Origin of the sequence: Pseudomonas sp. P7759 (assembly GCF_013386445.1) — a bacterium.
Classification (GTDB): domain Bacteria; phylum Pseudomonadota; class Gammaproteobacteria; order Pseudomonadales; family Pseudomonadaceae; genus Aquipseudomonas; species Aquipseudomonas azotoformans_A.
This window is the reverse complement of record NZ_JACART010000037.1, coordinates 1-26,751: the sequence shown is the minus strand read 5'-3', so window position 1 is coordinate 26,751 and position 26,751 is coordinate 1. Positions and strand designations below refer to the sequence as shown.

Annotated in this window: 24 protein-coding genes; 15 read left to right on the top strand and 9 right to left on the bottom strand. The window is 58.2% G+C overall.

Annotated features, from left to right (window positions below; genetic code table 11):
* Position 1 precedes the first annotated feature (1 nt).
* The 4 genes from purB to HX823_RS23275 form a co-directional block, all read right to left on the bottom strand.
* Positions 2-1,372 carry an adenylosuccinate lyase gene (gene purB / locus HX823_RS23290; protein WP_010209589.1) on the bottom strand — a complete coding sequence of 457 codons (1,371 nt, stop codon included), beginning with the start codon at positions 1,370-1,372 and terminating at the stop codon, positions 2-4.
* A gap of 125 nt (positions 1,373-1,497) precedes the next feature.
* A complete protein-coding gene (gene hflD, locus HX823_RS23285) occupies positions 1,498-2,121 on the bottom strand; it encodes a high frequency lysogenization protein HflD (RefSeq protein WP_033896832.1) in 624 nt (207 codons plus the stop codon).
* On the bottom strand, positions 2,118-3,242 hold the full coding sequence (gene mnmA, locus HX823_RS23280; RefSeq protein ID WP_033896831.1) for a tRNA 2-thiouridine(34) synthase MnmA: 1,125 nt from the start codon (positions 3,240-3,242) through the stop codon (positions 2,118-2,120). The genes hflD and mnmA overlap by 4 nt, the downstream gene beginning before the upstream one ends.
* Positions 3,243-3,301: 59 nt before the next feature.
* A complete protein-coding gene (locus HX823_RS23275) occupies positions 3,302-3,748 on the bottom strand; it encodes an NUDIX hydrolase (protein ID WP_177076929.1) in 447 nt (148 codons plus the stop codon).
* Between the two features lie 166 nt (positions 3,749-3,914).
* Here HX823_RS23275 and HX823_RS23270 point away from each other — a divergent pair, with 166 nt between their 5' ends.
* The 5 genes from HX823_RS23270 to HX823_RS23250 all read left to right on the top strand — a co-directional run bounded on the left by HX823_RS23270 (position 3,915) and on the right by HX823_RS23250 (position 9,556).
* The gene (locus HX823_RS23270; RefSeq protein ID WP_218169980.1) at positions 3,915-4,892 is read left to right on the top strand and encodes a DMT family transporter; all 978 of its coding nucleotides are present in this window, start codon (positions 3,915-3,917) and stop codon (positions 4,890-4,892) included.
* A 39-nt stretch (positions 4,893-4,931) separates the two neighbouring features.
* Positions 4,932-5,375 carry a cupin domain-containing protein gene (locus HX823_RS23265; RefSeq protein WP_177076927.1) on the top strand — a complete coding sequence of 148 codons (444 nt, stop codon included), beginning with the start codon at positions 4,932-4,934 and terminating at the stop codon, positions 5,373-5,375.
* Positions 5,372-6,895 carry an acyl CoA:acetate/3-ketoacid CoA transferase gene (locus HX823_RS23260; RefSeq protein WP_177076925.1) on the top strand — a complete coding sequence of 508 codons (1,524 nt, stop codon included), beginning with the start codon at positions 5,372-5,374 and terminating at the stop codon, positions 6,893-6,895. Before HX823_RS23265 ends, HX823_RS23260 begins: the two co-directional genes overlap by 4 nt.
* An 85-nt stretch (positions 6,896-6,980) precedes the next feature.
* Positions 6,981-8,537: an FAD/NAD(P)-binding protein gene (locus tag HX823_RS23255; protein ID WP_177076923.1), complete on the top strand. Its 1,557-nt coding sequence runs from the start codon at positions 6,981-6,983 to the stop codon at positions 8,535-8,537.
* Between the two features lie 140 nt (positions 8,538-8,677).
* Entirely contained in the window at positions 8,678-9,556 is an 879-nt protein-coding gene (locus tag HX823_RS23250; protein WP_177076921.1) for a LysR family transcriptional regulator, read from the top strand.
* Between the two features lie 61 nt (positions 9,557-9,617).
* On the opposite strand, the gene HX823_RS23245 is transcribed toward HX823_RS23250, so the two are convergent.
* Positions 9,618-11,843 (bottom strand): NADP-dependent isocitrate dehydrogenase, encoded by a 2,226-nt coding sequence (locus tag HX823_RS23245; protein ID WP_038847886.1) that lies wholly within the window; start codon positions 11,841-11,843, stop codon positions 9,618-9,620.
* A gap of 493 nt (positions 11,844-12,336) precedes the next feature.
* Between HX823_RS23245 and icd the strand changes: the two genes are divergently transcribed.
* The gene (gene icd / locus HX823_RS23240) at positions 12,337-13,593 is read left to right on the top strand and encodes an NADP-dependent isocitrate dehydrogenase (protein WP_038847898.1); all 1,257 of its coding nucleotides are present in this window, start codon (positions 12,337-12,339) and stop codon (positions 13,591-13,593) included.
* A gap of 63 nt (positions 13,594-13,656) precedes the next feature.
* On the opposite strand, the gene cspD is transcribed toward icd, so the two are convergent.
* Positions 13,657-13,926: a cold shock domain-containing protein CspD gene (gene cspD / locus HX823_RS23235; protein WP_235165472.1), complete on the bottom strand. Its 270-nt coding sequence runs from the start codon at positions 13,924-13,926 to the stop codon at positions 13,657-13,659.
* A 224-nt stretch (positions 13,927-14,150) separates the two neighbouring features.
* On the opposite strand from cspD, the gene clpS reads away from it, so the two are divergent.
* Both clpS and clpA read left to right on the top strand, forming a co-directional pair.
* Complete coding sequence (clpS, locus tag HX823_RS23230; protein WP_005789091.1) at positions 14,151-14,519, top strand: ATP-dependent Clp protease adapter ClpS; 369 nt, start codon at positions 14,151-14,153, stop codon at positions 14,517-14,519.
* A gap of 29 nt (positions 14,520-14,548) precedes the next feature.
* On the top strand, positions 14,549-16,819 hold the full coding sequence (gene clpA / locus HX823_RS23225) for an ATP-dependent Clp protease ATP-binding subunit ClpA (protein WP_033896823.1): 2,271 nt from the start codon (positions 14,549-14,551) through the stop codon (positions 16,817-16,819).
* 126 nt (positions 16,820-16,945) lie between these two features.
* Here the strand turns inward: clpA and infA are convergent, their stop codons facing one another.
* The 3 genes from infA to aat all read right to left on the bottom strand — a co-directional run bounded on the left by infA (position 16,946) and on the right by aat (position 18,708).
* The gene (gene infA, locus HX823_RS23220; RefSeq protein WP_002553999.1) at positions 16,946-17,164 is read right to left on the bottom strand and encodes a translation initiation factor IF-1; all 219 of its coding nucleotides are present in this window, start codon (positions 17,162-17,164) and stop codon (positions 16,946-16,948) included.
* Between the two features lie 100 nt (positions 17,165-17,264).
* Complete coding sequence (locus HX823_RS23215; protein ID WP_016975530.1) at positions 17,265-17,972, bottom strand: arginyltransferase; 708 nt, start codon at positions 17,970-17,972, stop codon at positions 17,265-17,267.
* Positions 17,973-18,027: 55 nt separating this feature from the next.
* Positions 18,028-18,708, bottom strand: coding sequence for a leucyl/phenylalanyl-tRNA--protein transferase (gene aat, locus HX823_RS23210; protein ID WP_033896821.1), 681 nt, complete (start codon positions 18,706-18,708; stop codon positions 18,028-18,030).
* A 311-nt stretch (positions 18,709-19,019) separates the two neighbouring features.
* Between aat and HX823_RS23205 the strand changes: the two genes are divergently transcribed.
* The 7 genes from HX823_RS23205 to cysG are packed head-to-tail and all read left to right on the top strand — an operon-like array spanning position 19,020 to position 26,689.
* Positions 19,020-19,229 (top strand): hypothetical protein, encoded by a 210-nt coding sequence (locus tag HX823_RS23205; protein ID WP_134743074.1) that lies wholly within the window; start codon positions 19,020-19,022, stop codon positions 19,227-19,229.
* Positions 19,204-21,612 (top strand): DNA translocase FtsK, encoded by a 2,409-nt coding sequence (locus HX823_RS23200; RefSeq protein WP_033896820.1) that lies wholly within the window; start codon positions 19,204-19,206, stop codon positions 21,610-21,612. Before HX823_RS23205 ends, HX823_RS23200 begins: the two co-directional genes overlap by 26 nt.
* A 54-nt stretch (positions 21,613-21,666) precedes the next feature.
* Positions 21,667-22,290, top strand: a complete 624-nt coding sequence (lolA, locus tag HX823_RS23195; RefSeq protein WP_016975527.1) for an outer membrane lipoprotein chaperone LolA — start codon at positions 21,667-21,669, stop codon at positions 22,288-22,290.
* 10 nt (positions 22,291-22,300) lie between these two features.
* A complete protein-coding gene (locus HX823_RS23190) occupies positions 22,301-23,623 on the top strand; it encodes a replication-associated recombination protein A (RefSeq protein ID WP_016975526.1) in 1,323 nt (440 codons plus the stop codon).
* On the top strand, positions 23,623-23,997 hold the full coding sequence (gene crcB, locus HX823_RS23185) for a fluoride efflux transporter CrcB (protein WP_012724934.1): 375 nt from the start codon (positions 23,623-23,625) through the stop codon (positions 23,995-23,997). The genes HX823_RS23190 and crcB overlap by 1 nt, the downstream gene beginning before the upstream one ends.
* A 16-nt stretch (positions 23,998-24,013) precedes the next feature.
* A complete protein-coding gene (gene serS, locus HX823_RS23180) occupies positions 24,014-25,294 on the top strand; it encodes a serine--tRNA ligase (protein WP_177076919.1) in 1,281 nt (426 codons plus the stop codon).
* Complete coding sequence (cysG, locus tag HX823_RS23175; protein ID WP_177076917.1) at positions 25,295-26,689, top strand: siroheme synthase CysG; 1,395 nt, start codon at positions 25,295-25,297, stop codon at positions 26,687-26,689. It abuts the gene before it with no gap.
* Positions 26,690-26,751 lie beyond the last annotated feature (62 nt).

The window sequence follows — 26,751 nt, the reverse complement described above, 5'->3', positions numbered from 1 at the left end:
ATCAGATGCGCTTGGCTTGCTCTACAGCGTTGCCGATGTAGTTGGCCGGGGTCAGCAGTTTCAGCTCGGCCTTGGCCGCGGCTGGCATGTCCAGGCCGTCGATGAAAGTCTGCAGTGCTTCAGGGCTGATGCCCTTGCCGCGCGTCAACTCTTTCAGCTTCTCGTACGGGTTTTCGATGTTGTAGCGGCGCATCACGGTCTGGATCGGCTCGGCCAGGACTTCCCAGCACGCGTCCAGGTCAGCGGCGATCTTCTGCTCGTTGAGTTCCAGCTTGCTGATGCCCTTGAGGCTGGCTTCGTACGCGATCACGCTGTGAGCGAAGCCCACGCCGAGGTTGCGCAGTACGGTGGAGTCGGTCAGGTCGCGCTGCCAGCGGGAGATCGGCAGCTTGCTGGCCAGGTGCTGGAACAGGGCGTTGGCGATACCGAGGTTGCCTTCGGAGTTTTCGAAGTCGATCGGGTTGACCTTGTGCGGCATGGTCGACGAACCGATTTCACCGGCAATGGTGCGCTGCTTGAAGTAGCCCAGGGAGATGTAGCCCCAGATATCGCGATCAAAGTCGATCAGGATGGTGTTGAAGCGCGCAATGGCGTCGAACAGCTCGGCGATGTAGTCGTGCGGTTCGATCTGCGTGGTGTACGGGTTGAAACCCAGGCCCAGCTCGTCTTCGATGAAGGCGCGGGCGTTGGCTTCCCAGTCGATCTCAGGGTAGGCCGACAGGTGGGCGTTGTAGTTGCCTACGGCGCCGTTGATCTTGCCCAGCAGCGGCACGGCCGCCACTTGAGCGATCTGACGCTCCAGGCGGTACACCACGTTGGCCAATTCTTTGCCCAGGGTGGTCGGCGACGCCGGCTGGCCGTGGGTGCGCGACAGCATTGGCACGTCGGCGAAGCGGATGGCCAGTTCGCGGATAGCGTTGGCAGTCTGGCGCATCAGCGGCAGCATCACGTCATCACGGCCTTCGCGCAGCATCAGGGCGTGGGACAGGTTGTTGATGTCCTCGCTGGTGCAGGCAAAGTGGATGAACTCGCTGACCTGGGCCAGTTCCGGCAGCTTGGCCGCTTGCTCTTTGAGCAGGTATTCGATGGCTTTTACGTCGTGGTTGGTGGTGCGCTCGATCTCTTTCACACGCTCGGCGTGCTCCAGGGAGAAGTTTTCCGCCAGGGTGTTCAATACAGCGTTGGCTTCGGCGGAAAACGCCGGCACTTCACTGATGGCAGGGTGAGCGGCCAGGCGTTGGAGCCAGCGCACTTCAACCAGCACGCGAGCACGGATCAGGCCGTATTCGCTGAAAATAGGGCGCAGGGCCTGGGTTTTGCCGGCGTAGCGGCCGTCAACAGGGGAAACCGCAGTGAGCGAAGAGAGCTGCATGGGGTGTTCTCGGACAGTCGGGCAACGAAATGGGGCGCGTATCATACATGAAAAAATCCGCCGGTCCGTCGCCAACTGACCGGCGTATTACGCGTAACGGCTTGAAAATAGCCTGTCGGTGCGACTTATTCGTTGCGCATCAACGGGTAAAGCTCTTTGAGCAATTTGCGGCGGCTGATCACCAGCTGCCAACGATGACCGCCCAACTGACGCCACAACCGCGCCGAACGAATACCGGCCAGGAGCAGGGCGCGGATTTTCGAGGCGTTGTTCGGTTGCTGCAGGTTGCGCATGTCGCCGTGCACCTGGATGCGTTGGCGCAAGGTGCTCAGGGTGTCCTGGTACAGCGCGCCACAGGCCGCGATCACGTTTTCGTGGGCCGGGCCGAAGTGTTCCACCTGGGATTGAATCTGTGGCAAACGCTTGCCGATGACCTCCAGCAGGTCGTCGCGCTTGGCCAACTGACGCTCAAGGCCAAGCATTGACAAGGCATAGCGCAACGGCTCGCGCTGCAACGTGCTTGGGTCGCGCTCCAGGGCGCCGATCAGTGCGCGGTAACCTTCACGCAGCGCGATATCGTCGCCGCCGTAGACTTCCAGCGTGTCCTTGGGGTCGCGGATCAGCAGGCTGCCGAGCATGCAGGTCAGGCCCGCCTCGGTGACCTGGCCGGTCTTGGCGATCTTGTCCACCAAGACAGCGGCGAGGAAAACCCCGCCGAGTGCCGTCAATTGCTCCTGGGTCGGGCTCATGCCGGGTTGCTCCAGGCTTCGGCCACTTCAATCACGCCGCCGCCCAGGCAGATTTCGCCGTCGTAGAACACCACGGACTGGCCAGGCGTGACCGCGCGTTGCGGGTCATCAAAGGTGGCGCGGTAGCCGGTGGCGGTTTTTTCCAGGGTGCAGGGCTGGTCGCTCTGGCGATAGCGCACTTTGGCAGTCAGGCGGCGCGGGGTGCTCAGGTCAATCGGGTTGACCCAATAGATTTCCGAAGCGAGCAGGGCGCCGGAGAACAACAGTGGATGCTCGTTGCCTTGGCCGACGATCAGCACGTTGTTTTCCAGGTCCTTGACCAGCACGTACCACGGCTCTTCACCGGCGTCTTTCAAGCCGCCGATGCCCAGGCCCTGGCGTTGGCCGATGGTGTGATACATCAGGCCATGGTGACGGCCGATGACTTCACCTTCGGTGGTGTGGATTTCGCCCGGTTGCGCTGGCAGGTACTGCTTGAGGAAGTCGCTGAAGCGGCGCTCGCCGATAAAGCAGATCCCGGTGGAATCTTTTTTCTTGGCGGTGGCCAGGCCGTGTTTCTCGGCAATCTTGCGCACTTCGGGTTTTTCCAGCTCGCCCACCGGGAACAGGGTCTTGGCGATCTGTTCACCGCCGACGGCGTGCAGGAAATAGCTCTGGTCCTTGTTCGGGTCCAGGCCCTTGAGCAGTTCGGTACGGCCATCGATGTCGCGGCGGCGCACATAGTGGCCAGTGGCAATCAGGTCCGCGCCGAGCATCATGGCGTAGTCGAGGAACGCCTTGAACTTGATTTCACGGTTGCACAGGATGTCCGGGTTCGGCGTGCGGCCGGCCTTGTATTCGGCCAGGAAGTGCTCGAACACGTTGTCCCAATACTCGGCGGCGAAGTTGGCGGTGTGCAGCTTGATACCGATCTTGTCGCACACGGCCTGGGCGTCCGCCAGGTCGTCCATGGCGGTGCAGTATTCCGTTCCATCGTCTTCTTCCCAGTTCTTCATGAACAGGCCTTCCACCTCATAACCCTGCTCCATGAGCAGAACGGCGGAAACGGAAGAATCCACGCCGCCGGACATGCCGACGATGACGCGCTTCTTTTGTGTGTCAGAAGGGGCTGGATCACGCATAGGGTTTCAACGGGTGTCTTGAAAAAGGACGCGATTCTATCAGGCTCAGGCCTTCAAGGCTAAAGAGAAGGGCGGATCAATTCGAGACTGTGGCGCTGGCCGGCCAGATAATCATCGATACAGCGGATGATCAGTTCGCTGCGCCAGTCGTTGCGCAGCTCCATCAGCTCGTCGCGGGTCAGCCAGCGGGCCCGCAGAATGCCTTCGTCGAGTTGATAGTCTGGGTGGTGTTTCAAGGCCTTGGCGATGAAACAGACACGTTGATAAGTCACACCGTTGCTGGGGGCGGTGTAGAGGTAAATGCCGACGATGCCGGTGGCCTCGATGTCCCAGCCGGTTTCCTCGAGGGTTTCGCGCACGGCGGCTTCGGTGAGGGTTTCATGCGGGTCGAGGTGGCCGGCGGGCTGGTTGAGCACGGCGCGGCCGCCTTTGAGTTCTTCGACCATCAGGAAGCGGCCGTTGTCTTCGACGATAGTGGCGACGGTGATGTGGGGTTGCCAGGTCATAAGCGGCCTCAAGGATGATGTGGCTGGAGAAACTTGGTCAATGTGTGGCTTGCCTGCGATGGCGGTGGGTCAGTTGCAGCTATATCGGCTGGCAGACAGCTATCGCAGGCAAGCCAGCTCCCACATTTTGATTGGGTTCTTCAGGAAGTCTGCATAAGCGTTCTGCATGATGCGCCTGACATTTTATGATTTTACGGATGCCAGGGCCTGGCGCAGTTTACCTCTTCAAGTCGATTTGGAGAGTGTCATGAGTCCGGTTGCCCACAAAAGCTACGAAGTACGTCTCACCTCGCCGCTACCCATTGCCTTCATTCTGCTGTGGAGTTCCGGTTATATCGGCGGCGCCTTCGGCGTGCGTTATGGCGAGCCGTTCACCATGACGTTCTACCGATTTGCCCTGGCGGCGCTGGTTTTCCTGGGAGTTGCTCTCGCGATTAATGCGCAATGGCCGAAAAAGCTTACGCCTTACCTTCACGCTGCTGCAGTTGGGTTGCTTCTGCAGGCGTTGCAGTTCGGTGGCTTGTACACCGGCATCAGTCAGGGCGTTCCAGCAGGGCAGGCCGCGCTGATCGTCGGGCTGATGCCGGTATTTGTCGTGATCGGTGCTTTTTTCTTTTTAGGTGAGCAATTGAGTTGGCGCGACCTGCCGGGGTCCATCCTGGGAGTCGGCGGTGTGGTTATTGTCGTGGCCAGCAGCCTTTTCGGCACCGAGGCGTCATTAGGCGGGTATGGCGCAGTGGGCCTGGCGTTGTTGGGCATCACGTTAGGCACGCTCTATCAGAAGCGTTTTCTAGGTGGCGTGAACCTGTGGGTGGGCTGCTTCATTCAGATGGTTGTCGCGTCGCTGGTTATGTTGCTGCTGGCCTACACCACCGAAACCATGCGCGTGACCGAATGGGCGCCATTTGCAGCGTCGATAGCCTGGATCACGTTGATGAACTCCGTTGGGGCGCTGACGCTGCTGTATTTGATGATTCGCCGGGGGGAGGCAAGTAAGGCGACTAACTTGTTTCATGTTATTCCGGCGGTCACGCAGATCATGGCGTCGCTAGTGTTGGGTGAAGTGCCGAGTGCGGTGGCGATTGTGGGGTTTGTTGTGTCGGCGGTTGGGGTTTATTTGATGAATCATGCCCGTGCGAAGTGATTGATAAATAGTTCATTCGTGACAAGGCGGAGAACGGCCATGCATACAATAAGCGGCAGCGGAATATTTGATATTCAGATGAGCAAGTTGGGCGGTGGATTATCTACAGACGATCTCGAGCGTTTGAAGTTTGAACCTTATCAAATTGATGGTCGGGAGGGCGTTTCGATATTTCATCTGTATGACGCCCGGCAAAATGATCGGGGGCCCGTTGCGGCCTTGGTTCGTTACAACGCGGGGGCCTTCACCCCAAGACATATGCACTTGGGGTGGGAGTTGGTTTTGGTGTTAAAGGGCGAGCTGCTTGATGATAGGGGGCGTCATGCGGAGGGTGTGTTGCAGGTTTATCCGCCAGGTTCTTCACATGAGCTCTCTTCGGTGGCCGGCTGTACGTTCCTGGTTGTTTGGGAACAACCCGTTCAGGTTGTTACGTCGCCCGAAGGCAGAGCGGGCGCTGCCTCAACTGCTGAGGCGGACCTATGAAAGTCATTAGCGAGCAACAAGCGGCGGACTTGATCGAAGACGGTTGGACAATCATCCCCGGTGGCTTTGGAAGTTGCGGGCATCCGGATGGTCTCACGCGCGCAATCAGTGAGCGCTTCAAGCGCGAAGGGCGACCGCGCCAAATTGGTCTGCTCTTTGCATCGGCCTCCGGGGACCTAAAGGGGCGAGGTGTCGATCTATTTGCTCAGCCAGGGTTGGTGGCCAAGGTGATTGGCGGTTTTTGGGGGCTGGTTCCGCGACTGGGCGAGATGGCGCGACGCAGCGAAATAGAGGCGCATAACTGGCCGCAAGGTGTCATCAGTCAGCTCTTTCGTGCGATAGCAGCCAAAAAGCCTGGAGTAATATCCAGTATCGGGCTCAATACTTTCGTTGATCCCAATAATGACGGGGGCCGTTTAAATGATCAAGGGGGCGGTCCGCTTGTTCAAAGAGTTGATATAAAGGGGGTGACGACACTTTTCTATCCCTCGCTTGATGTTAATTGTGCGTTGCTGAGAGGTACCTGCTGCGATCCTGATGGAAATATCTCAATGGAAAGGGAGGTTTCTTATAGTGACTCGCTGGCGCAGGCAATGGCTGTCAAGAATTGCGGCGGTACTGTAATAGTGCAAGTTGAAAGTTTGGTAGGGCTGCACGAGATAGAGCCACACCATGTAAAGATCCCGGGTGTATTAGTGGACTACGTCACCGTATCTCGCCCTGGAGAGCATCCTCAAACCTATGCGGAAGCCTACAACTCTGCATTCTTAAGTCCGGGAGTTCCGGTGCTCGATAGGGAGGCGATTTCCTGTGCCGAGCGAATTATTGCTAAGCGCGCGCTCCAGGAAATTCGCGAGGAAAAGGCTCAAGTAATCAATCTCGGTATTGGTATGCCCACTGTTATTGGTCGAATGGCTGAAGAGAGCGGCTTACTAGGGAGTGAGACTTTTACTGTTGAGTCTGGAGTCATGGGGGGCAGACCGGCTTTTGGATTGTCGTTTGGAGCCAGCTATCGACCAAGTGCTGTGATCGAGCAGGCAGCCTTGTTTGATTTTTATGAGGGTGGAGGCATTGATGTGGCGTGCTTGGGTTTTGCTGAGGTTGACGCTTTTGGTAATGTCAATGTCTCGCAGTTTGGCAGCAAGTTGCAGGGGGCTGGCGGCTTTATAAATATCTCTCAGTCCGCACGGGTCGTTATATTTTGTGGAACTTTAACGACGCTTGGGCTAGATGTGAAAATGGGTCCAGAGGGGCTGAGAATCGTCCAGGAGGGGCGCATTAAAAAATTTATTCGTCAAGTTTCGCACCTGACATTTAATGGTGGCTACTCTGAATTGTTGCGTCAGCGCGTAATGTTTATTACAGAGCGCGCCGTTTTTTCGTTGCGTAATGGCGTGCTCTATTTGGATGAGGTAGCGCCGGGTATTGATGTCGCACGCGACATTGCGCCGTGCATCGAAGGCGGATTTGTGATCTCGGCTAATTGCAAGCGCATGAAAGATGATGTTTTTTTAGTTTAGGTTTATGTGTCATCGTAAGGTTTAAGTTTAGTTGGAAATGTGAGGTGTCGAGTGGGGTGATCAATTCGATTGCGAGGAGGCTGTTATGGCAAATACCGTGATTACAGTCATTGGCGGTGGCGCATCAAGCGTCGCGTTTATCTACTCCCTATTGGAGGGTCTGAGTAGATCGGGTTGTCACTCGAGTCTCTCTTTGTTTTTAATCGACAGGCAGTCCCAGTGTGGGTGCGGGCTCGCCTATTCAGAGGACTGTATCACTAATCTTTTAAATACTCGGGCCGAGTTCATCTCGCCTTTCGCCGATCAGCCTGGACGTTTCTATAAATGGTTGTCGGATAATCGGGATGTTTGGGAGGATGCCTTTCCCGGTATTGAATTATTGCCTCAAGCCTTTCTGCCAAGGCCGCTGTTCGGGCTTTACCTTGCGCATATGGTTCGGTGTCTGGTTAATAGGGCGGTGGCACTCGGCTGCCAGTTGATTCAGGTTCATGATGAGGCGGTCAGCCTGAGTTTCGCTCACGACGGAAAAGTTGTGGTTTTAACCAGAGGAAATCTTTCCTTTCCTAGTGATCACGTGGTGCTCAGTTGCGGCAATGCTCGCAGTCTGGAATATCAGCATCTGGCGACGTCAGAGGGCTTTTTCAACAGTCCTTATCCTCTAAGGCGTACATGTCGCTTGATTCCAAAGCACGCAAGTGTGGCCATTGTCGGCTCAAAGCTGAGCGCCATTGATACACTGATCGGGCTCACGACCAATGGGCATGTGGGGCCGATCACATTGCATTCGCGTACAGGCGCATTGCCCTATGTTCGGGGAACTCAGGCACGCTACAAACCGAAAATCCTGGCGCCTGAGACGGTCAAGTCTTGCATTTCCAGCTATGGGGTGGTCCGACTTGAAGATGTGGCGCGCTGGACGTTGCAGGAGTTAGCTTTAGGCGGAGAGGCAACTGGCGCGATTGATTGGTCGTCCAAGTGCGCCCAGAAGCCCGCCATTGAGTTTCTGACGGATGAAATCGCACAGGCACAACACCCCCGATTCTGGCAGTCGGTGCTTTATTCTACGAATGCGGTACTTGATCTGATTTGGCCTGCAATGCCTGATGAGGACAGGCGAAGATTTTTAGGATATTCACGTTGGTGGATGGCTTACCGCGTTTCCATCCCGGTTGAGAATGCAATAAAGATAAAGGTGTTGCTAGAGACGGAACAGTTGTCGATCTGCAAGGGTGAGCTTAAAACAGTGGAGTGTGGCGCAAGGTTTACCTTGGTAGTGGGTGATTGTTCAGACGTTCGCCGCTGCGAGTATGACGCAGTGGTCATTGCGACTGGTACGCCTCGCGACGTCAGAATGTTCGACAACCCTCTTGTGCAAAATATGCTTAATCAAGGTCTCGCTTGTATTGATCCGTTTGGGGGTGTAAGGATTTCTGCTAAAACCGGCGGACTGATTAATCAGCTAGGTTGTGTGGACGATAGAATTACAGTGCTAGGTGAGCTCACGAGCGGCGCATTCTTTTTTACCAGCGCGCTGGATATCAATTCCCGTCATTCGGCGAGTCGAGCTAACGATATTCTATCGAGGCTGTCACTTGTTCATGATAGAGGTTCCTACAGTTTAGCGACGCGTTTGTTTGCATAGGGCGTAGGAAAATATACGGGGATACACGTTAAGTTTGATCTTTCTACGCGAGTAACATCGTTACCTAGCCGAACAGCCAGTGGTGATTGCTGCAGGAATTTGCCACACTTCGAAATGTATTCCTCGGTGGGTGGTGTGTTATGAGGGTCAATCTTGATGTTCAGTCCTTACGTAGTTTTATCAAGGTGGGTGAAACCAAAAGCTTTACGCGTGCTGCGCAAGCGTTGAGTTTGACTCAGCCTGCGATCAGCCAGCAGATCAGGCGCCTCGAAGACTTACTGGGTGTAGAGCTCTTCGTAAGGGGACGGGGTCGGGTGCTGCTTACTCTCGAGGGTGAAAAGCTAATTGGCTATGCCATGGATATCGTTGCTTGCAATGACAAGATAGGCGGGCTGTTTGAGAAGGAAAAAAGAAGAGAAACAGTTGTACTGGGTATGCCTGAACATTTTTGTGAGCGTGTGCTTCCGCACATAATTTCTAATATGTCCATCCAATTTCCATCTACGCAGATAGTGGTAAAGGTCGCAAGGTCTGGCGCGTTATTGGAGGCCGTAAAGGGCGGTAAGATCGACCTGTGTCTGGTTATAGATGAACTGGATATCGCGAACGAGCCGCCTTGGCATACGTTATCGGTAAAATGGTTCGCTAGTGCGCAAGTCGGCATAGGCAATGATTTGGAAGATGTACCCTTAGTGTTGTTCAAACCCCCTTGTGGATTCCGCAGTTTGGCGATCAGGAGTTTGGAGGCGTGTGGACTCAAATGGCACTGCGTCTATGAGTCGGAGGACTTGATGTCGTTACGCTCTGCGGTGCAAGCGGGAGTGGGGGTGACGTTACTTCCTTATGTTGCACAAGTGGTGGGGCTGAGAAGCCTCGAGGGTGTCTCTGATCTGCCGAGGTTGCCCGAGTTTGCCGTGATGCTGAGGGAGCGAGCAGGTTGGAATCCTGGTTGTCGGCAGCAGATGCTGGACTTGATCCGCACGGCATGGGCTTCTGAGTATGTCGATGGCCCCCTTTGATTAAGGCCTGAAAACACAAACCCCGGCACCAGGCCGGGGTTTATGATGTCACCTCACAACCTTACTTCAACTTGGCAATCGCCGCATTGAGCGTGTTGCTTGGGCGCATGGCCTTGCTGGTCAGCTCTGGGTTCGGCGCGTAGTAGCCACCGATGTCCACTGGCTTGCCCTGTACAGCGTTGAGCTCGGCGACGATGGTCGCTTCGTTCGCGGTTAGGGTTTTTGCCAGTTCGCCAAACTGCGCTTGCAGTGCAGTGTCTTCGCTCTGGGCGGCCAGGGCTTGAGCCCAGTACAGCGCCAGGTAGAAGTGGCTGCCGCGGTTGTCGATGTTGCCGACTTTGCGCGATGGCGACTTGTTGTTGTCGAGGAACTGGCCGGTGGCCTGGTCCAGGGTCTTGGACAGTACCAGGGCTTTCGGGTTGTTGTACGTCACGCCCAAATGCTCAAGGGAAGCGGCCAGGGCCAGGAACTCGCCCAGGGAATCCCAGCGCAGGAAGTTCTCTTCCACCAGTTGCTGCACGTGCTTTGGAGCCGAACCGCCGGCGCCGGTTTCGAACAGGCCACCGCCGTTCATCAGCGGCACGATCGACAGCATCTTGGCGCTGGTGCCCAGTTCCATGATCGGGAACAGGTCGGTCAGGTAGTCGCGCAGTACGTTGCCGGTCACCGAGATGGTGTCCAGGCCCTTGCGGGTACGCTCCAGGGTGAACTTCATCGCGTCGACCGGCGACATGATGCGGATGTCCAGGCCTTCGGTGTTGTGGTCTTTCAGGTAAGCCTGAACTTTCTCGACCACGACGCCGTCGTGAGCACGCTTAGGGTCCAGCCAGAAAATAGCCGGGGTGTTGCTGGCGCGGGCACGGTTGACGGCCAGTTTGACCCAGTCCTGGATCGGCGCGTCTTTGGTCTGGCACATGCGGAAGATGTCGCCGGCTTCGACTTTCTGTTCCATCAGCAGGTTGCCCTTGCTGTCGGTGACGCGGACTACGCCGTCAGCCTTGATCTGGAAGGTCTTGTCGTGGGAGCCGTACTCTTCGGCTTTTTTCGCCATCAGGCCAACGTTCGGCACGCTGCCCATGGTGGTTGGGTCGAAGGCGCCATTGGCCTTGCAGTCTTCGATGACCGCTTGGTAGATAGTGGCGTAGCAGCGATCCGGGATCACGGCCTTGGTGTCGTGCAGCTGGCCGTCGGTGCCCCACATCTTGCCGGAGTCACGGATCATGGCCGGCATCGAGGCGTCGACGATGACGTCGCTCGGCACGTGCAGGTTGGTGATGCCTTTGTCGGAGTTGACCATCGCCAGGGAAGGGCGAGCCGCGTATACGGCCTGGATGTCAGCTTCGATCTGCGCTTGCTGGTCGGCCGGCAGGGCCTTGATACGAGCGTACAGGTCGCCGATGCCGTTGTTCAGGTTGAAGCCGATCTGCTCCAGCACGGTAGCGTGCTTGGTCAGGGCGTCTTTATAGAACTCGGCAACGATCTGGCCGAACATGATCGGGTCGGAGACCTTCATCATGGTGGCTTTCAGGTGAACCGACAGCAGCACGCCTTGCTTCTTGGCGTCTTCGATTTCAGCGGCGATGAACGCACGTAGGGCTTTCTTGCTCAGTACGGCGGTGTCGATGATTTCGCCGGCCTGTACCGAAGTCTTTTCTTTCAGGACAGTCGCGGTGCCGTCTTGAGCGATCAGCTCGATTTTGACAGCGTCAGCGGCTTCGATTTGCACGGCTTTTTCGCTGCCGTAGAAATCGCCACTGTTCATGTGGGCAATGTGCGACTTGGAGTCGGCAGCCCAGGCGCCCATCTTGTGCGGGTGCTTGCGTGCGTAATTCTTGACCGACAGCGGTGCGCGGCGGTCGGAGTTGCCTTCGCGCAGTACCGGGTTCACGGCGCTGCCCTTGACCTTGTCGTAACGTGCACGGGTTTCTTTTTCCGCGTCGGTGGTTACGGTTTCCGGGTAGTCCGGCAGGGCGTAGCCCTGGGCCTGCAGTTCCTTGATCGCGGCTTGCAGCTGCGGGGTCGAGGCGCTGATGTTAGGCAGCTTGATGATGTTGGCTTCAGGCGTAACGGCCAGGTCGCCCAGTTCGGCGAGGTGGTCCGGGATAGCCTTGGCGCCCAGTTGCTCGGGGAAGCTTGCGAGGATGCGCGCGGCGAGGGAGATGTCGCGGGTTTCCACGGCAATATCAGCGGAAGCGGTGAAGGCCTCTACGATAGGCAGCAGTGAATAGGTGGCGAGGGCCGGGGCTTCGTCGGTGAAGGTGTAGATGATCTTCGAGCGGGTGGGCATATTCGGATTAACTCTCTTCTTTGCTGAAAGCGTGCGCAGAAACTCGAGATGCGCCGGGTGGAGCGCGTTCGTTCAAAGTCATCCATGAGCGAAATGTCGAGGTTTCTTCGCGGTGATGTTGGGTTGCATCAGTCGAGCGTCAAGCGTTTGGACTATTGTAATAGTCCTGCTTTCTGGCTGAGGGCTTCTGTCTAGAGCGGTCAACCGTCGTGACTCTTTGGTCAGCGGCGGCATTATACATAGGTCGCTATGCTTACGCCGAGCCTTCATACAAAAGGTGTGTCGTCCATTGGTCTAAAGGTCGCAGGGCAGAGGTTGCTACCAAAGTCGCACGATGTGCTCAAGATTGGCGATTTTGCCTTTGCTTTCAGGCTTGTAGGCGACAAATTATGCTGTTTTCGATGCAAATGAGCATGGCGTGAGGTTTCAGTCGCCATTTATCTGGAGTAGGCTCGAACGCAGCCAGATGTTCAATCCATAGATGGAGTTCAGCATGGGATACAAGAAGATTCAGGTTCCGGCAGTCGGCGACAAAATCACCGTCAATGCAGACCATTCTCTCAATGTTCCTGACCAACCGATCATCCCTTATATAGAAGGTGACGGTATCGGCGTCGACATCAGTCCGGTGATGATCAAGGTAGTCGATGCAGCTGTTGAAAAGGCCTACGGCGGCAAGCGCAAAATCTCCTGGATGGAGGTATATGCCGGCGAAAAGGCGACTCAAGTCTACGACCAGGACACCTGGCTGCCCCAGGAAACCCTGGATGCGGTCAAGGATTACGTGGTTTCCATCAAGGGGCCGCTGACCACCCCTGTCGGCGGCGGCATCCGCTCGCTGAACGTGGCCCTGCGTCAGCAACTCGACCTTTATGTATGCCTGCGCCCGGTGCGTTGGTTCGAAGGCGTACCCAGCCCGGTCAAGAAGCCTGGCGATGTGGACATGACCATCTTCCGTGAAAACTCCGAAGACATTTACGCCGGGATCGAGTGGAAGGCCGGTTCGCCCGAGGCGATCAAGGTGATCAAGTTTCTCAAGGAAGAAATGGGCGTGACCAAGATCCGTTTCGACCAGGATTGCGGAATTGGCGTGAAGCCGGTCTCTAAAGAGGGGACCCAGCGTCTGGCGCGTAAAGCCCTGCAATATGTAGTGGATAACGACCGCGACTCGCTGACCATTGTGCACAAAGGCAACATCATGAAGTTCACCGAAGGGGCCTTCAAGGAGTGGGCCTATGAAGTGGCAGCTGAAGAATTTGGCGCGACGCTGCTGGATGGCGGCCCGTGGATGCAGTTCAAGAACCCCAAGACCGGCAAGAACGTGGTGGTCAAGGATGCGATTGCTGATGCCATGCTCCAGCAAATCCTGCTGCGTCCGGCCGAGTATGATGTGATCGCGACGCTTAACCTGAATGGTGATTACCTGTCTGACGCCTTGGCGGCGGAGGTGGGCGGTATCGGTATTGCGCCGGGCGCGAACCTGTCGGACACCGTGGCGATGTTCGAGGCGACCCACGGTACTGCGCCTAAATATGCGGGCAAGGATCAGGTGAATCCGGGATCGTTGATTTTGTCGGCCGAGATGATGCTGCGGCACATGGGTTGGACCGAGGCGGCGGATTTGATCATCAAGGGCACCAATGGCGCGATTTCGGCCAAGACGGTGACCTATGACTTCGAGCGTCTGATGGACGGTGCCACCCTGGTTTCTTCGTCTGGCTTCGGGGATGCGCTGATCTCGCATATGTAAGGCGACGGGGGGTAAAAAAACCGGCCATACCGTAAACGGAATGGCCGGTTTTTTATTGGGCGTCTATTCGGTAGCCGAATAGGCTAATTGCTCTTTTGAATTATGAGCGACTTTGGTTGTGCCGATGGTGACTGGCGCACTGATTTCGACTGCGTGCTTGCCTTTGGGCCCCTGAATAATGTCAAAGGAGACCGGCTGCCCCGCTTTCAGCGTTTTATAACCGTCCATTTTGATCGCTGAGTAATGCGCAAAAAGGTCTTCATCCTTGCCGTCTTCAATAATGAAGCCGTACCCTTTGGCATTGTTGAACCACTTGACCTTACCGCTTGCCATGCCCATATCCCTCTGCACCAGACTCCATCACTGGAGTATCATCCAGTTTATCCGTCCTAACCCGAATAAATAAGGTTGACTGCGCGGACCTTTTTTACCCACTGTGGGTTCTATTGGTTGTAACACCGTTTCGCCGATAGTCAAGGCGACCAGTCGGTCAGAGTTGAAATTCTGACAGGTCGCCCCCACCACTGTATTTGAACCACTGACGAACCTTTCTTTCCATGCATGCAAACAGCCAGATTCGACTAACATTCAATCAGGATCGACCGGATCAGGAACATGATGACGACGGTTCTGCAGGCATTGCTGTTCAGGAGGCCAAGCCTGCTTTACAGGCGCCGCCGATGTACAAGGTGGTTTTGTTCAATGATGACTACACACCGATGGATTTCGTGGTCGAAGTACTCGAGGTGTTTTTTAACCTGAACCGCGAGTTGGCGACCAAGGTAATGCTGGCCGTTCACACAGAAGGACGGGCAGTATGTGGAGTGTTTACCCGCGACATCGCCGAGACAAAGGCCATGCAGGTCAACCAGTACGCCAGGGAAAGCCAGCATCCGCTACTCTGTGAAATCGAGAAGGACGGTTAACGCCGACCACTTGGGTATGAGGTGAAGCTATGTTAAACCGCGAGCTCGAAGTCACCCTCAATCTTGCCTTCAAGGAGGCTCGTTCGAAGCGTCATGAATTCATGACCGTCGAACACCTGCTGTTGGCACTTTTGGACAATGAAGCTGCCGCCACCGTTTTGCGTGCGTGCGGCGCCAACCTCGACAAACTCAAGCATGACCTGCAGGAGTTTATCGACTCCACGACGCCACTTATTCCAGTCCACGATGAAGACCGTGAAACCCAGCCAACCCTGGGCTTCCAGCGGGTGCTCCAGCGTGCCGTGTTCCATGTTCAGAGCTCCGGTAAGCGTGAAGTCACAGGCGCCAATGTGCTTGTGGCGATTTTCAGCGAACAGGAAAGCCAGGCAGTGTTCCTGCTCAAACAGCAGAGCGTTGCCCGTATCGATGTCGTCAACTACATCGCCCACGGTATCTCCAAGGTGCCTGGGCACGGCGATCATTCCGAGGGTGAGCAGGATATGCAGGACGACGAGGGCGGTGAGTCTTCTTCTTCGGGCAATCCACTGGATGCCTATGCCAGCAACCTCAACGAACTGGCGCGCCAGGGGCGGATCGATCCGCTGGTGGGGCGTGAGCTTGAAGTTGAGCGCGTGGCGCAGATCCTTGCACGTCGTCGCAAGAACAACCCGTTGCTGGTGGGTGAGGCGGGCGTGGGTAAAACCGCGATTGCCGAAGGCCTGGCCAAGCGCATCGTGGACAACCAGGTGCCGGACCTGCTGGCCAACAGCGTCGTCTACTCCCTGGACCTCGGCGCGTTGCTCGCCGGGACCAAGTACCGTGGCGATTTCGAGAAGCGCTTCAAGGCGCTGCTCGGCGAGCTGAAAAAACGCCCGCAGGCGATCCTGTTCATCGACGAAATCCACACCATCATTGGCGCCGGTGCGGCGTCCGGTGGGGTGATGGACGCCTCCAACCTGCTCAAGCCGCTGCTGTCGTCGGGTGATATCCGTTGCATTGGTTCGACCACGTTCCAGGAGTTTCGCGGCATCTTCGAAAAAGACCGTGCCCTGGCGCGTCGCTTCCAGAAGGTCGACGTGTCCGAGCCTTCGGTTGAAGACACCATCGGCATCCTGCGTGGGCTTAAGGGGCGTTTCGAAGCGCACCATGGCATCGAGTACACCGATGAAGCCCTGCGTTCGGCGGCTGAGCTGGCGTCGCGCTACATCAACGACCGGCACATGCCGGACAAGGCCATCGACGTGATCGACGAGGCGGGTGCCTACCAGCGCCTGCAGCCGGTCGAGAAGCGTGTGAAGCGCATCGACGTGCCTCAGGTCGAGGACATCGTGGCGAAGATCGCACGCATTCCGCCTAAACACGTCAACAGTTCCGATAAGGAACTGCTGCGTAACCTGGAGCGTGACCTCAAGCTGACCGTGTTCGGTCAGGATGCGGCCATCGATGCGCTGTCCACCGCGATCAAGTTGTCGCGTGCGGGCCTCAAGTCGCCGGACAAGCCGGTTGGTTCGTTCCTGTTCGCTGGTCCGACCGGCGTCGGCAAGACCGAAGCGGCGCGGCAGTTGGCCAAGGCCATGGGCATTGAGCTGGTACGTTTCGACATGTCCGAGTACATGGAGCGCCACACCGTGTCGCGCCTGATCGGTGCGCCTCCGGGCTATGTCGGTTTCGACCAGGGCGGCCTGTTGACCGAGGCGATCACCAAGCAACCGCATTGCGTGCTGCTGCTCGATGAAATCGAGAAGGCTCACCCGGAAGTCTTCAACCTGCTGTTGCAGGTGATGGACCACGGCACCCTGACCGACAACAACGGGCGCAAGGCGGACTTCCGCAATGTGATCGTGATCATGACCACCAACGCCGGTGCCGAAACGGCCGCGCGGGCTTCGATCGGCTTCAGCCATCAGGATCACTCTTCCGATGCAATGGAAGTGATCAAGAAGAGCTTCACGCCGGAGTTCCGCAACCGTCTGGACACCATTATCCAGTTTGGTCGCCTCAGTCATGAGGTCATCAAAAGCGTGGTGGACAAGTTCCTCACCGAGCTTCAGGCGCAGTTGGAAGACAAGCGCGTGCAGTTGGATGTCACGGAAGCGGCGCGCAGTTGGATCGCCGAGGGTGGCTACGATGCGGCAATGGGTGCACGCCCAATGGCGCGTCTGATCCAGGACAAGATCAAGCGGCCATTGGCCGAAGAGATCCTGTTCGGCGAACTTTCCGACCATGGCGGCGTGGTGCATATCGACCTGAAGGATGGCGAGCTGACCTTCGAGTTCGAAACCACGGCTGAAATGGCCTGATCGATAGCTGCAATAAAGCAAAGGCGCCGAAAGGCGCCTTTTTGCTGTCTGTGGGGACTGTGGTGATTGTCAAATAGCGCACACACAAAAACGCCCGGCATAACCGGGCGTCTTGTATTGACTTGCTTAGCGAGCGCGGTAAGTGATGCGCCCTTTGCTCAAGTCATAGGGCGTCAGCTCGACGCGCACTTTGTCACCGGTAAGAATACGAATGTAGTTCTTGCGCATCTTGCCGGAGATATGCGCGGTTACGACGTGCCCATTTTCCAACTCCACACGAAACATGGTGTTGGGCAGGGTGTCGACGACAGTGCCTTCCATTTCGAAGCTGTCTTCTTTCGACATGCAGTAAAGCCCTCGGTATCCAGTGAATGGCCCGGTGCAACTGCGCCAGGCAAAAGCGGCGTGCATTGTGCCCGAAAAAGGGTGTTTAAGCCAAGGGGTTCTAGTTAAGCACGACCCATCTTTGATTAATCAGCAGTTCTATGGGCCGATATTGGGTCTTGTAGTTCATCTTTTTGCAGTTCTTGATCCAGTAGCCGAGGTACACCGCCTCCAGTTCCAGGCGCAGTGCTTCGCCGATTTGCCACAGGATTGCAAAGCGTCCCAGGCTGCGGCGCTCCTCGGCAGGCTCGTAGAAGGTGTAGACCGCCGACAGGCCGTTAGGCAGCAAATCGGTCACGGCCACTGCCACCAACCGGCCGTCGGCGCGAAATTCATAGAAGCGTGAAAAGGGCAGGTCGCGTACCAGGAACGTGGAGAATTGGTCGCGACTGGGCGGAAACATATCGCCGTCGGCGTGGCGCTCTTCGATGTAGCGCTGGTAAAGGTCGAAATACTCTTCGGTGAAGCGTGGCTTGGCCGGCATCACTGTCAGGTCGGCATTGCGCTTGAGGATGCGTTTCTGGTTACGGTCCGGCAGAAACTGCGCCACGGGAATACGTGCCGGGACGCAGGCATTACAGTTCTGGCAATGAGGCCGGTACAGATGATCGCCACTGCGCCGAAAGCCCATCTCCGACAGGTCGGCATACACATGCACGTCCATAGGCTGGCTGGGGTCGAGGAACAGTGTGGTGGCCTGCTCGTCGGGCAGATAGCTGCAAGAGTGGGGTTGAGTGGCATAAAACTTCAAACGCGCCAACTCGGTCATGATCAACCCTCGGATAAGCTTTGAAATAAGTGTAAGCCAGGAGCGCGGAAGTCGCCTAGGAAACCCACGGTCCAGCGCTGGGCTGATCCAGATGGTCGCGCAGGAAACCTGCGAAGTCGCTGCGGGATATGGCGCGGGCGCCCAGGCTGTGGAGGTGATCGTTGGGCATCTGGCAGTCGATCAATACAAAACCCCATTCCTGTAGCTGGCGGGTCAGCGTGGCAAAGCCGAACTTCGAGGCGTTGTCGGCGCGGCTGAACATGGACTCACCAAAAAACAGCTGGCCCATCGCCAAGCCATACAAGCCACCCACCAGTTTGCCGTCGTCCCACACCTCGACCGAATGCGCGTAGCCGCGCTGGTGCAACTCCAGGTAAGCGCTCTGGATGCTTTCGGTGATCCAGGTGCCGTCGGCATAGGCGCGCGGTGCTGCGCAGGCCTGGATGACGGCGGCAAAGTCCTGATCGAAGGTCACGGTGTAGCGCTGTTGGCGCAACAGCTTGCCCAGGCTGCGGGAGACATGCAGTTCGTCGGGGAATATGACGGTGCGCGGGTCGGGCGACCACCAGAGGATCGGCTGGCCCTCCGAAAACCACGGAAAGCAGCCATGGCGATAGGCGTGTACCAAGCGTTCCGCCGAAAGGTCGCCGCCGGCAGCCAGCAGGCCATTGGGTTCGCGCATGGCCTTGGCCAGGGGAGGGAATGTCAGTGAGTCGCGTTGTAACCAGGTCAGCATGGCATCCAGGCTTACGGAAGGGGAGGGGGTGGCAGGTATGACACCTGCTTGCGCAGTGCTGATTATTGTCGACATGGCGCCATCGGGCCAGCCCGAATCGGCTATCGAGGTGGATTAGCGTGAGCAGGTGTTTCTGCAACTCTGCCTCGGCGGCGTGGTCGTAATCGGGTCTGTGCCATGCAGGCCATTTGCCAAGCTTGCCTGGATTGATAAAAACAGCGCATAAGCCTTTGTCAGCAAAGACAATGCATGCTCAAATTGAACATGTTGTGACACTAAATTGGCTATGCTGCCGAGTGAAGGGCAGGGGCGTGGCATCGCCGGCACAAACCCGTACAATGCGGGCATTGTGGCGCTTTCGTCATTTCATCCAGCAAGCGCCCAATGTTAAAAGTAGATTCAACGACGCACGTTCATTTTTCAGCTGCTCGGATTGGGCAGTATTTGCAGTCATTCAACAGATGGACGCGCTAAAGGCGCAGGAAAAGACCCGTTTTGAAGAAATCCGCCGCAACACCTAAAGCAGCAGTCGTGCCGGCCTGGCGCCAGCACCTGCATTATCGCCTCAAGGAAGGCGCGCTGATCGCCATCGGCGCCCTGTGCCTGTTCCTGATGATGGCCTTGCTCACATACGGCAAGGACGATCCGGGCTGGAGCCACAATAGCAAGATCGAAGACGTGCAGAACTTCGGTGGGCCTGCCGGTTCCTACAGCGCCGATATCCTGTTCATGGTGCTGGGTTACTTCGCCTATATCTTCCCGTTGCTGCTGGCGATCAAGACCTGGCAGATCTTCCGCCAGCGTCATGAGCCGTGGCAGTGGAGCGGTTGGTTGTTCTCCTGGCGTCTGATTGGCCTGGTGTTTCTGGTGCTGTCCGGCGCGGCGCTGGCGCATATCCATTTTCATGCACCGACCGGCTTGCCGGCGGGCGCGGGCGGGGCGTTGGGCGAAAGCCTGGGTGATCTGGCACGCAGGACCCTGAACATCCAGGGCAGCACCCTGATGTTCATTGCCTTGTTCCTGTTCGGTCTCACCGTGTTCACCGACCTGTCGTGGTTCAAGGTGATGGACGTGACCGGCAAGATCACCCTCGACCTGCTGGAGCTGTTCCAGGGCGCCGCCAACCGCTGGTGGGCGGCTCGTGTCGACCGCAAGCGCATGGTTGCCCAACTGCGTGAGGTGGACACCCGCGTCAACGAAGTGGTGGCCCCGACCACGCCGGACCGGCGCGAACAGGCCAAGGTCAAGGAGCGCCTCATTGAGCGCGAGCAGGCCCTGAGCAAACACATGTCGGACCGCGAGAAGCAGGTGCCGCCGGTGATCGCCCCGGCACCGCCCAAGGCTCCTGAGCCCAGCCATCGTGTACAGAAAGAGAAACAGGCGCCGCTGTTCGTCGACAGTGCCGTCGAAGGCACCTTGCCGCCGATCTCGATCCTCGACCCGGCCGAAAAGAAACAACTCAACTATTCCCCGGAATCCCTGGCGGCCGTCGGCCACCTGCTGGAAATCAAGCTCAAGGAGTTCGGCGTCGAGGTGTCGGTGGACTCGATCCATCCCGGCCCGGTGATTACCCGTTACGAAATCCAGCCGGCCGCCGGCGTCAAGGTCAGCCGTATTTCCAACCTGGCGAAGGACTTGGCCCGTTCTCTGGCCGTGACCAGCGTGCGCGTGGTGGAAGTCATCCCCGGCAAGACCACCGTGGGTATCGAGATTCCCAACGAAGACCGCCAGATCGTGCGCTTCTCCGAGGTGCTGTCGACCCCGGAATACGACAACTTCAAATCGCCGGTCACCCTGGCCCTAGGCCACGACATCGGCGGCAAGCCGGTGATCACCGACCTGGCGAAGATGCCTCACCTGCTGGTGGCCGGTACCACCGGTTCCGGTAAGTCGGTGGGTGTGAACGCGATGATCCTGTCGATCCTGTTCAAGTCCGGCCCGGAAGACGCCAAGCTGATCATGATCGACCCGAAGATGTTGGAACTGTCGATCTACGAAGGCATTCCGCATTTGCTGTGCCCGGTGGTCACCGACATGAAGGACGCCGCCAACGCCCTGCGCTGGAGCGTGGCCGAGATGGAGCGCCGCTACAAACTGATGGCGAAGATGGGCGTGCGTAACCTGTCGGGCTTCAACGCCAAGATCAAGGAAGCCCAAGAGCGTGGCGAGACCATTGATGACCCGCTGTACAAGCGCGAAAGCATCCATGACGAAGCACCGAAGCTGACCAAGCTGCCGACCATCGTGGTGGTGGTCGACGAATTTGCCGACATGATGATGATCGTCGGCAAGAAGGTCGAAGAACTGATCGCACGTATTGCCCAGAAAGCCCGTGCCGCCGGTATCCACTTGATCCTCGCCACCCAGCGTCCATCGGTGGACGTGATCACGGGGTTGATCAAGGCCAACATTCCTACGCGAATGGCGTTCCAGGTATCGAGCAAGATCGACTCGCGGACCATCATCGATCAGGGCGGCGCCGAACAACTGCTCGGCCACGGTGACATGCTCTACATGCCACCGGGCACCAGCCTGCCGATCCGGGTCCACGGCGCCTTCGTGTCCGATGATGAAGTGCACCGTGTCGTTGAAGCCTGGAAACTGCGTGGCGCACCCGAGTACAACGACGACATCCTTAACGGCGTCGAAGAAGCCGGCAGCGGCTTTGAAAACGGCGGCGGCGGTGGTGACGACGATGCTGAAACTGACGCGCTGTACGACGAGGCCGTGGCCTTCGTGCTGGAAAGCCGTCGCGCGTCGATTTCCGCGGTGCAACGTAAATTGAAAATCGGCTACAACCGCGCCGCCCGCATGATCGAAGCCATGGAAATGGCCGGCGTCGTGACCGCAATGAACACCAACGGCTCGCGTGAAGTCATCGCCCCCGGGCAGATGCGCGACTGATCCCGTGCCGCGTGGCAACACGCGGCACGCCCTGAACACTCAATGAGGACTCCCATGCGCCTTATCCGCATGCTGTTGTTGCCAGCTCTGGCCCTGACCGCTGTTTCGGCCCACGCTGACCCGGCTTCCGTGGCCAGCCTGAAGAACCTTTTGGACAAATCCCAGACCCTGACCGCGCGCTTCTCCCAGCTGACCCTGGATGCCGGCGGCACCCAGTTGCAGGAAACCGCAGGCGAAATGGCCGTGCAGCGTCCTGGCCTGTTCTACTGGCACACCGAAGGCAAGGCTGAGCAGACCATCGTGTCTGATGGCCAGAAGGTCACCCTGTGGGACCCGGACCTGGAACAAGCCACCATCAAGAAGCTCGACCCGCGCCTGAACCAGACTCCGGCGCTGCTGCTGTCGGGTGATGTGTCGAAGATCAATGACAGCTTCGACATCACCTCCAAGCAAACCAGCAACGTGATCGAGTTCACCCTCAAGCCGAAATCCAAGGACACGCTGTTCGACACGCTGTCCCTGTCGTTTGGCAATGGCGTGATCAACAACATGCGCCTGGTCGACAGCGTCGGCCAACGCACCGACATCCTGTTTTCCGGGGTCAAGGCCAACCAGCCGGTGCCTGCCTCCAAGTTCAAGTTCGACATCCCCAAGGGTGCCGATGTGATTCAGGAATAAATCGCTGCCCATGGACCTGTTTCGAAGTGACCCGATTGCCCAGCCCCTGGCCGCGCGCTTGCGTTCGACCAACCTGGATGAGTACGTCGGTCAGGAACACCTGCTCGCTCGCGGCAAGCCGTTGCGCGAAGCCCTGGAGCAGGGTGCGCTGCACTCGATGATTTTCTGGGGGCCGCCGGGGGTGGGCAAGACTACCCTGGCGCGGCTGCTGGCGAAGGTCTCGGATGCGCACTTCGAAACGGTCTCGGCGGTATTGGCGGGGGTCAAGGAGATCCGCCAGGCGGTGGAAGTCGCCAAGCAGCAGGCCGGGCAGTATGGCAAGCGCACCATCCTGTTTGTCGATGAAGTGCACCGCTTCAACAAGTCGCAGCAGGATGCGTTCCTGCCTTATGTGGAAGACGGCACGCTGATTTTTATCGGCGCCACCACGGAAAACCCTTCGTTTGAATTGAACAACGCCTTGCTGTCGCGGGCGCGGGTCTATGTGCTCAAAAGCCTGGACGAAGCAGCGATGCAGAAGCTGCTGCACCGCGCCCTGAGTGAAGACAAAGGGCTGGGCAAGCGGCAACTGAGTGTGAGCGAAGAGGGCTTCAAGATTCTGCTCACCGCCGCCGATGGCGATGGGCGCCGCTTTCTCAACCTGGTGGAGAACGCGTCCGACCTGGCCGAAGACGGCAGCGAGATTGGCGTCGACCTCCTGCAAAGCCTGCTCGGCGACACGCGCCGGCGCTTCGACAAGGGCGGCGAAGCCTTCTACGACCAGATTTCGGCGCTGCATAAATCCGTGCGCGGCTCCAACCCGGACGGCGCGCTGTACTGGTTCGCGCGCATGATCGACGGCGGCTGCGACCCGCTGTACCTCGCCCGCCGTGTGGTGCGCATGGCCAGCGAAGACATCGGCAACGCCGACCCGCGTGCCTTGAGCCTGTGCCTCGCCGCCTGGGATGTGCAGGAGCGCCTCGGCAGCCCGGAAGGCGAGTTGGCGGTGGCCCAGGCCATCACCTACCTGGCCTGTGCGCCGAAAAGCAACGCGGTGTACATGGGCTTCAAGTCGGCCCTGCGCGCTGCCGCCGAATACGGCTCCCTCGAAGTGCCGATGCACCTGCGCAACGCGCCGACCAAGCTGATGAAACAGTTAGGCTACGGAGATGAATACCGCTACGCCCACGATGAACCGGACGCCTATGCGGCCGGTGAAGACTACTTCCCCGATGACCTTGAGCCACTCCCGCTCTATCAGCCGGTGCCCCGTGGCCTGGAGCTGAAGATCGGCGAAAAGCTCAATCATCTCGCCCAACTCGATCGACTCAGCCCCAGACAGCGGAGAAAGTAGTGTTCAAGACGATTCTTGCCGTGTCCGCAGCCGGCATCGCTGGTACATTATTGCGTTTCGCCGCTGGCACATGGGTCAGCGCCAACTGGCCGAAGCATTTTTATGCGGCGACCCTGGCGGTCAACCTGGTCGGTTGCCTGATCATCGGGCTTTTGTACGGCTGGTTCCTGTTGCGCCCGGAAGTACCGATTGAAATTCGCGCCGGCTTGATTGTCGGCTTTGTAGGCGGTCTGACGACCTTTTCATCCTTTTCACTGGATACGCTGCGCCTGCTGGAAAGCGGGCAGGCCCTGATAGCCTTCGGGTACTTGGGCATCAGCGTGTTCGGCGGGCTGCTCGCCACCTGGGCCGGCCTGTCCTTGACCAAACTTTGATAAACGAGAGACCGACATGCTCGATTCCAAACTGTTACGTAGCAACCTTCAGGACGTAGCGGACCGCCTGGCATCCCGTGGCTTTGCCTTGGATGTTGCGCGCATCGAAGCGCTGGAAGAACAGCGCAAGACCGTCCAGACCCGCACCGAAGCACTGCAGGCTGAGCGTAATGCGCGTTCCAAATCCATCGGTCAGGCCAAGCAGCGCGGCGAAGACATCGCCCCGCTGATGGCGGATGTCGAGCGTATGGGCACCGAGCTGTCCGACGGCAAGGTCGAGCTGGACAAGATCCAGACCGAGCTGGATTCGATCCTGCTGGGCATCCCCAACATCCCGCATGAGTCGGTACCGATTGGCGAAGACGAAGACGGCAACGTCGAAGTACGTCGCTGGGGCACGCCAGCCGCGTTTGATTTCGAGATCAAGGACCACGTTGCCCTGGGCGAATTGACTGGCGGCCTGGATTTCGAAACTGCCGCCAAGATGTCCGGCGCGCGTTTTGCCTTGCTGCGCGGCCCGATCGCGCGCATGCACCGTGCCCTGGCGCAGTTCATGATCAACCTGCACACCGGCGAACATGGTTACGAAGAAGCCTACACCCCATACCTGGTGCAGGCGCCGGCGCTGATGGGCACCAGCCAGTTGCCGAAGTTCGAAGAAGACCTGTTCAAGATCAGCCGCGACGGCGAAGCCGACCTGTACCTGATCCCGACCGCTGAAGTGTCGCTGACCAACATCGTGTCTGGTGAGATCCTCGACGCTAAAGAGCTGCCGTTGAAGTTCGTGGCCCACAGCCCGTGCTTCCGCAGCGAAGCCGGTGCCTCGGGTCGTGACACCCGCGGCATGATCCGCCAGCACCAGTTCGACAAGGTCGAGATGGTACAGGTGGTCGAGCCGTCGACTTCCATGGAAGCCCTGGAAGGCCTGACCGCCAACGCCGAACGCGTCCTGCAACTGCTGGAGCTGCCGTACCGGGTGCTGGCGCTGTGCACTGGCGACATGGGCTTCAGCGCCGTGAAGACCTACGACCTCGAAGTGTGGGTGCCGAGCCAGGACAAATACCGCGAGATTTCGTCGTGCTCCAACTGCGGTGATTTCCAGGCCCGTCGCATGCAAGCGCGTTTCCGTAACCCGGAAACCGGCAAGCCCGAGCTGGTGCACACCCTCAACGGTTCCGGTTTGGCCGTAGGTCGTACTCTGGTGGCGGTGCTGGAAAACTACCAGCAGGCGGACGGTTCGATCCGCGTACCGGAAGTGCTCAAGCCTTACATGGCGGGCGTCGAGGTCATCCGCTAAATGGAATTTCTGCCGCTGTTTCATAACCTGCGCGGCAGTCGTGTGTTGGTCGTCGGTGGCGGGGAGATTGCCTTGCGCAAATCCCGGCTGCTGGCCGATGCCGGTGCGTTGCTGCGGGTGGTTGCTCCCCAGATCGAGGACCAGTTGCGTGAACTGGTACTGGGCAGTGGCGGGGAACTGATTTTGCGTGGTTATCAGGAGGCGGACCTCGACGGCTGCACCCTGATCATCGCGGCCACGGACGATGAGCCGTTGAACGCGCAAGTGTCCAGCGATGCCAAGCGTCGTTGCGTGCCGGTCAACGTGGTGGATGCACCGGCCTTGTGCAGCGTGATCTTCCCCGCGATTGTCGACCGTTCACCTTTGGTGATCGCGGTGTCCAGCGGCGGCGATGCGCCGGTGCTGGCGCGCCTGATCCGCGCCAAGCTGGAAACCTGGATTCCGTCTACTTACGGCCAGTTGGCCGGGTTGGCGGCGCGGTTTCGTGCTCAGGTCAAAGGTTTGTACCCGGATGTGCAGCAGCGCCGCGCATTTTGGGAAGACGTGTTCCAGGGCCCGATTGCCGACCGTCAATTGGCCGGGCAGGGTGCTGAAGCCGAGCGCCTGTTGATCGAAAAGGTCAACGGCGCGCCGCCGAATGCACCCGGCGAAGTCTACTTGGTGGGCGCAGGCCCGGGTGATCCGGACCTCCTGACCTTCCGTGCACTGCGGCTGATGCAGCAAGCCGATGTGGTGCTGTATGACCGCCTCGTAGCCCCCGCGATTCTCGAACTGTGCCGCCGTGACGCCGAACGTGTATACGTCGGCAAACGCCGCGCCGACCACGCCGTGCCGCAAGACCAGATCAACCAGCAACTGGTGGACCTGGCCAAGCAAGGCAAGCGCGTGCTGCGCCTCAAGGGTGGCGATCCGTTCATCTTTGGACGGGGTGGCGAAGAGATCGAGGAATTGGCGGCCCACGGCATCCCGTTCCAGGTGGTGCCGGGGATCACGGCGGCCAGCGGTTGCGCGGCGTATGCCGGGATTCCGTTGACTCACCGAGACTATGCGCAGTCCGTACGTTTCATTACCGGGCATTTAAAGGACGGGACGTCGGACCTGCCCTGGGATGACCTGGTGGGGCCCTCGCAGACCCTGGTGTTCTATATGGGTTTGATTGGTTTGCCGATCATCTGCGAACAGCTGATCAAGCATGGCCGAGCATCGGATACCCCTGCAGCGTTGATCCAGCAGGGCACCACGTCCAACCAGCGCGTGTTTACCGGCACGCTTGCGGACCTGCCGCGCATGGTGGCGGAGCATGAAGTGCATGCGCCGACACTGGTGATCGTCGGTGAGGTGGTGGTGTTGCGCGAGAAGCTCAAGTGGTTTGAAGGCGCACAGTCCCAAGTTTGACAACGCTACTGTGGCTGGTGGGCTTGCTGTGGTGAGCTGTCTTTCTGTGGTGAGCGGGCTTG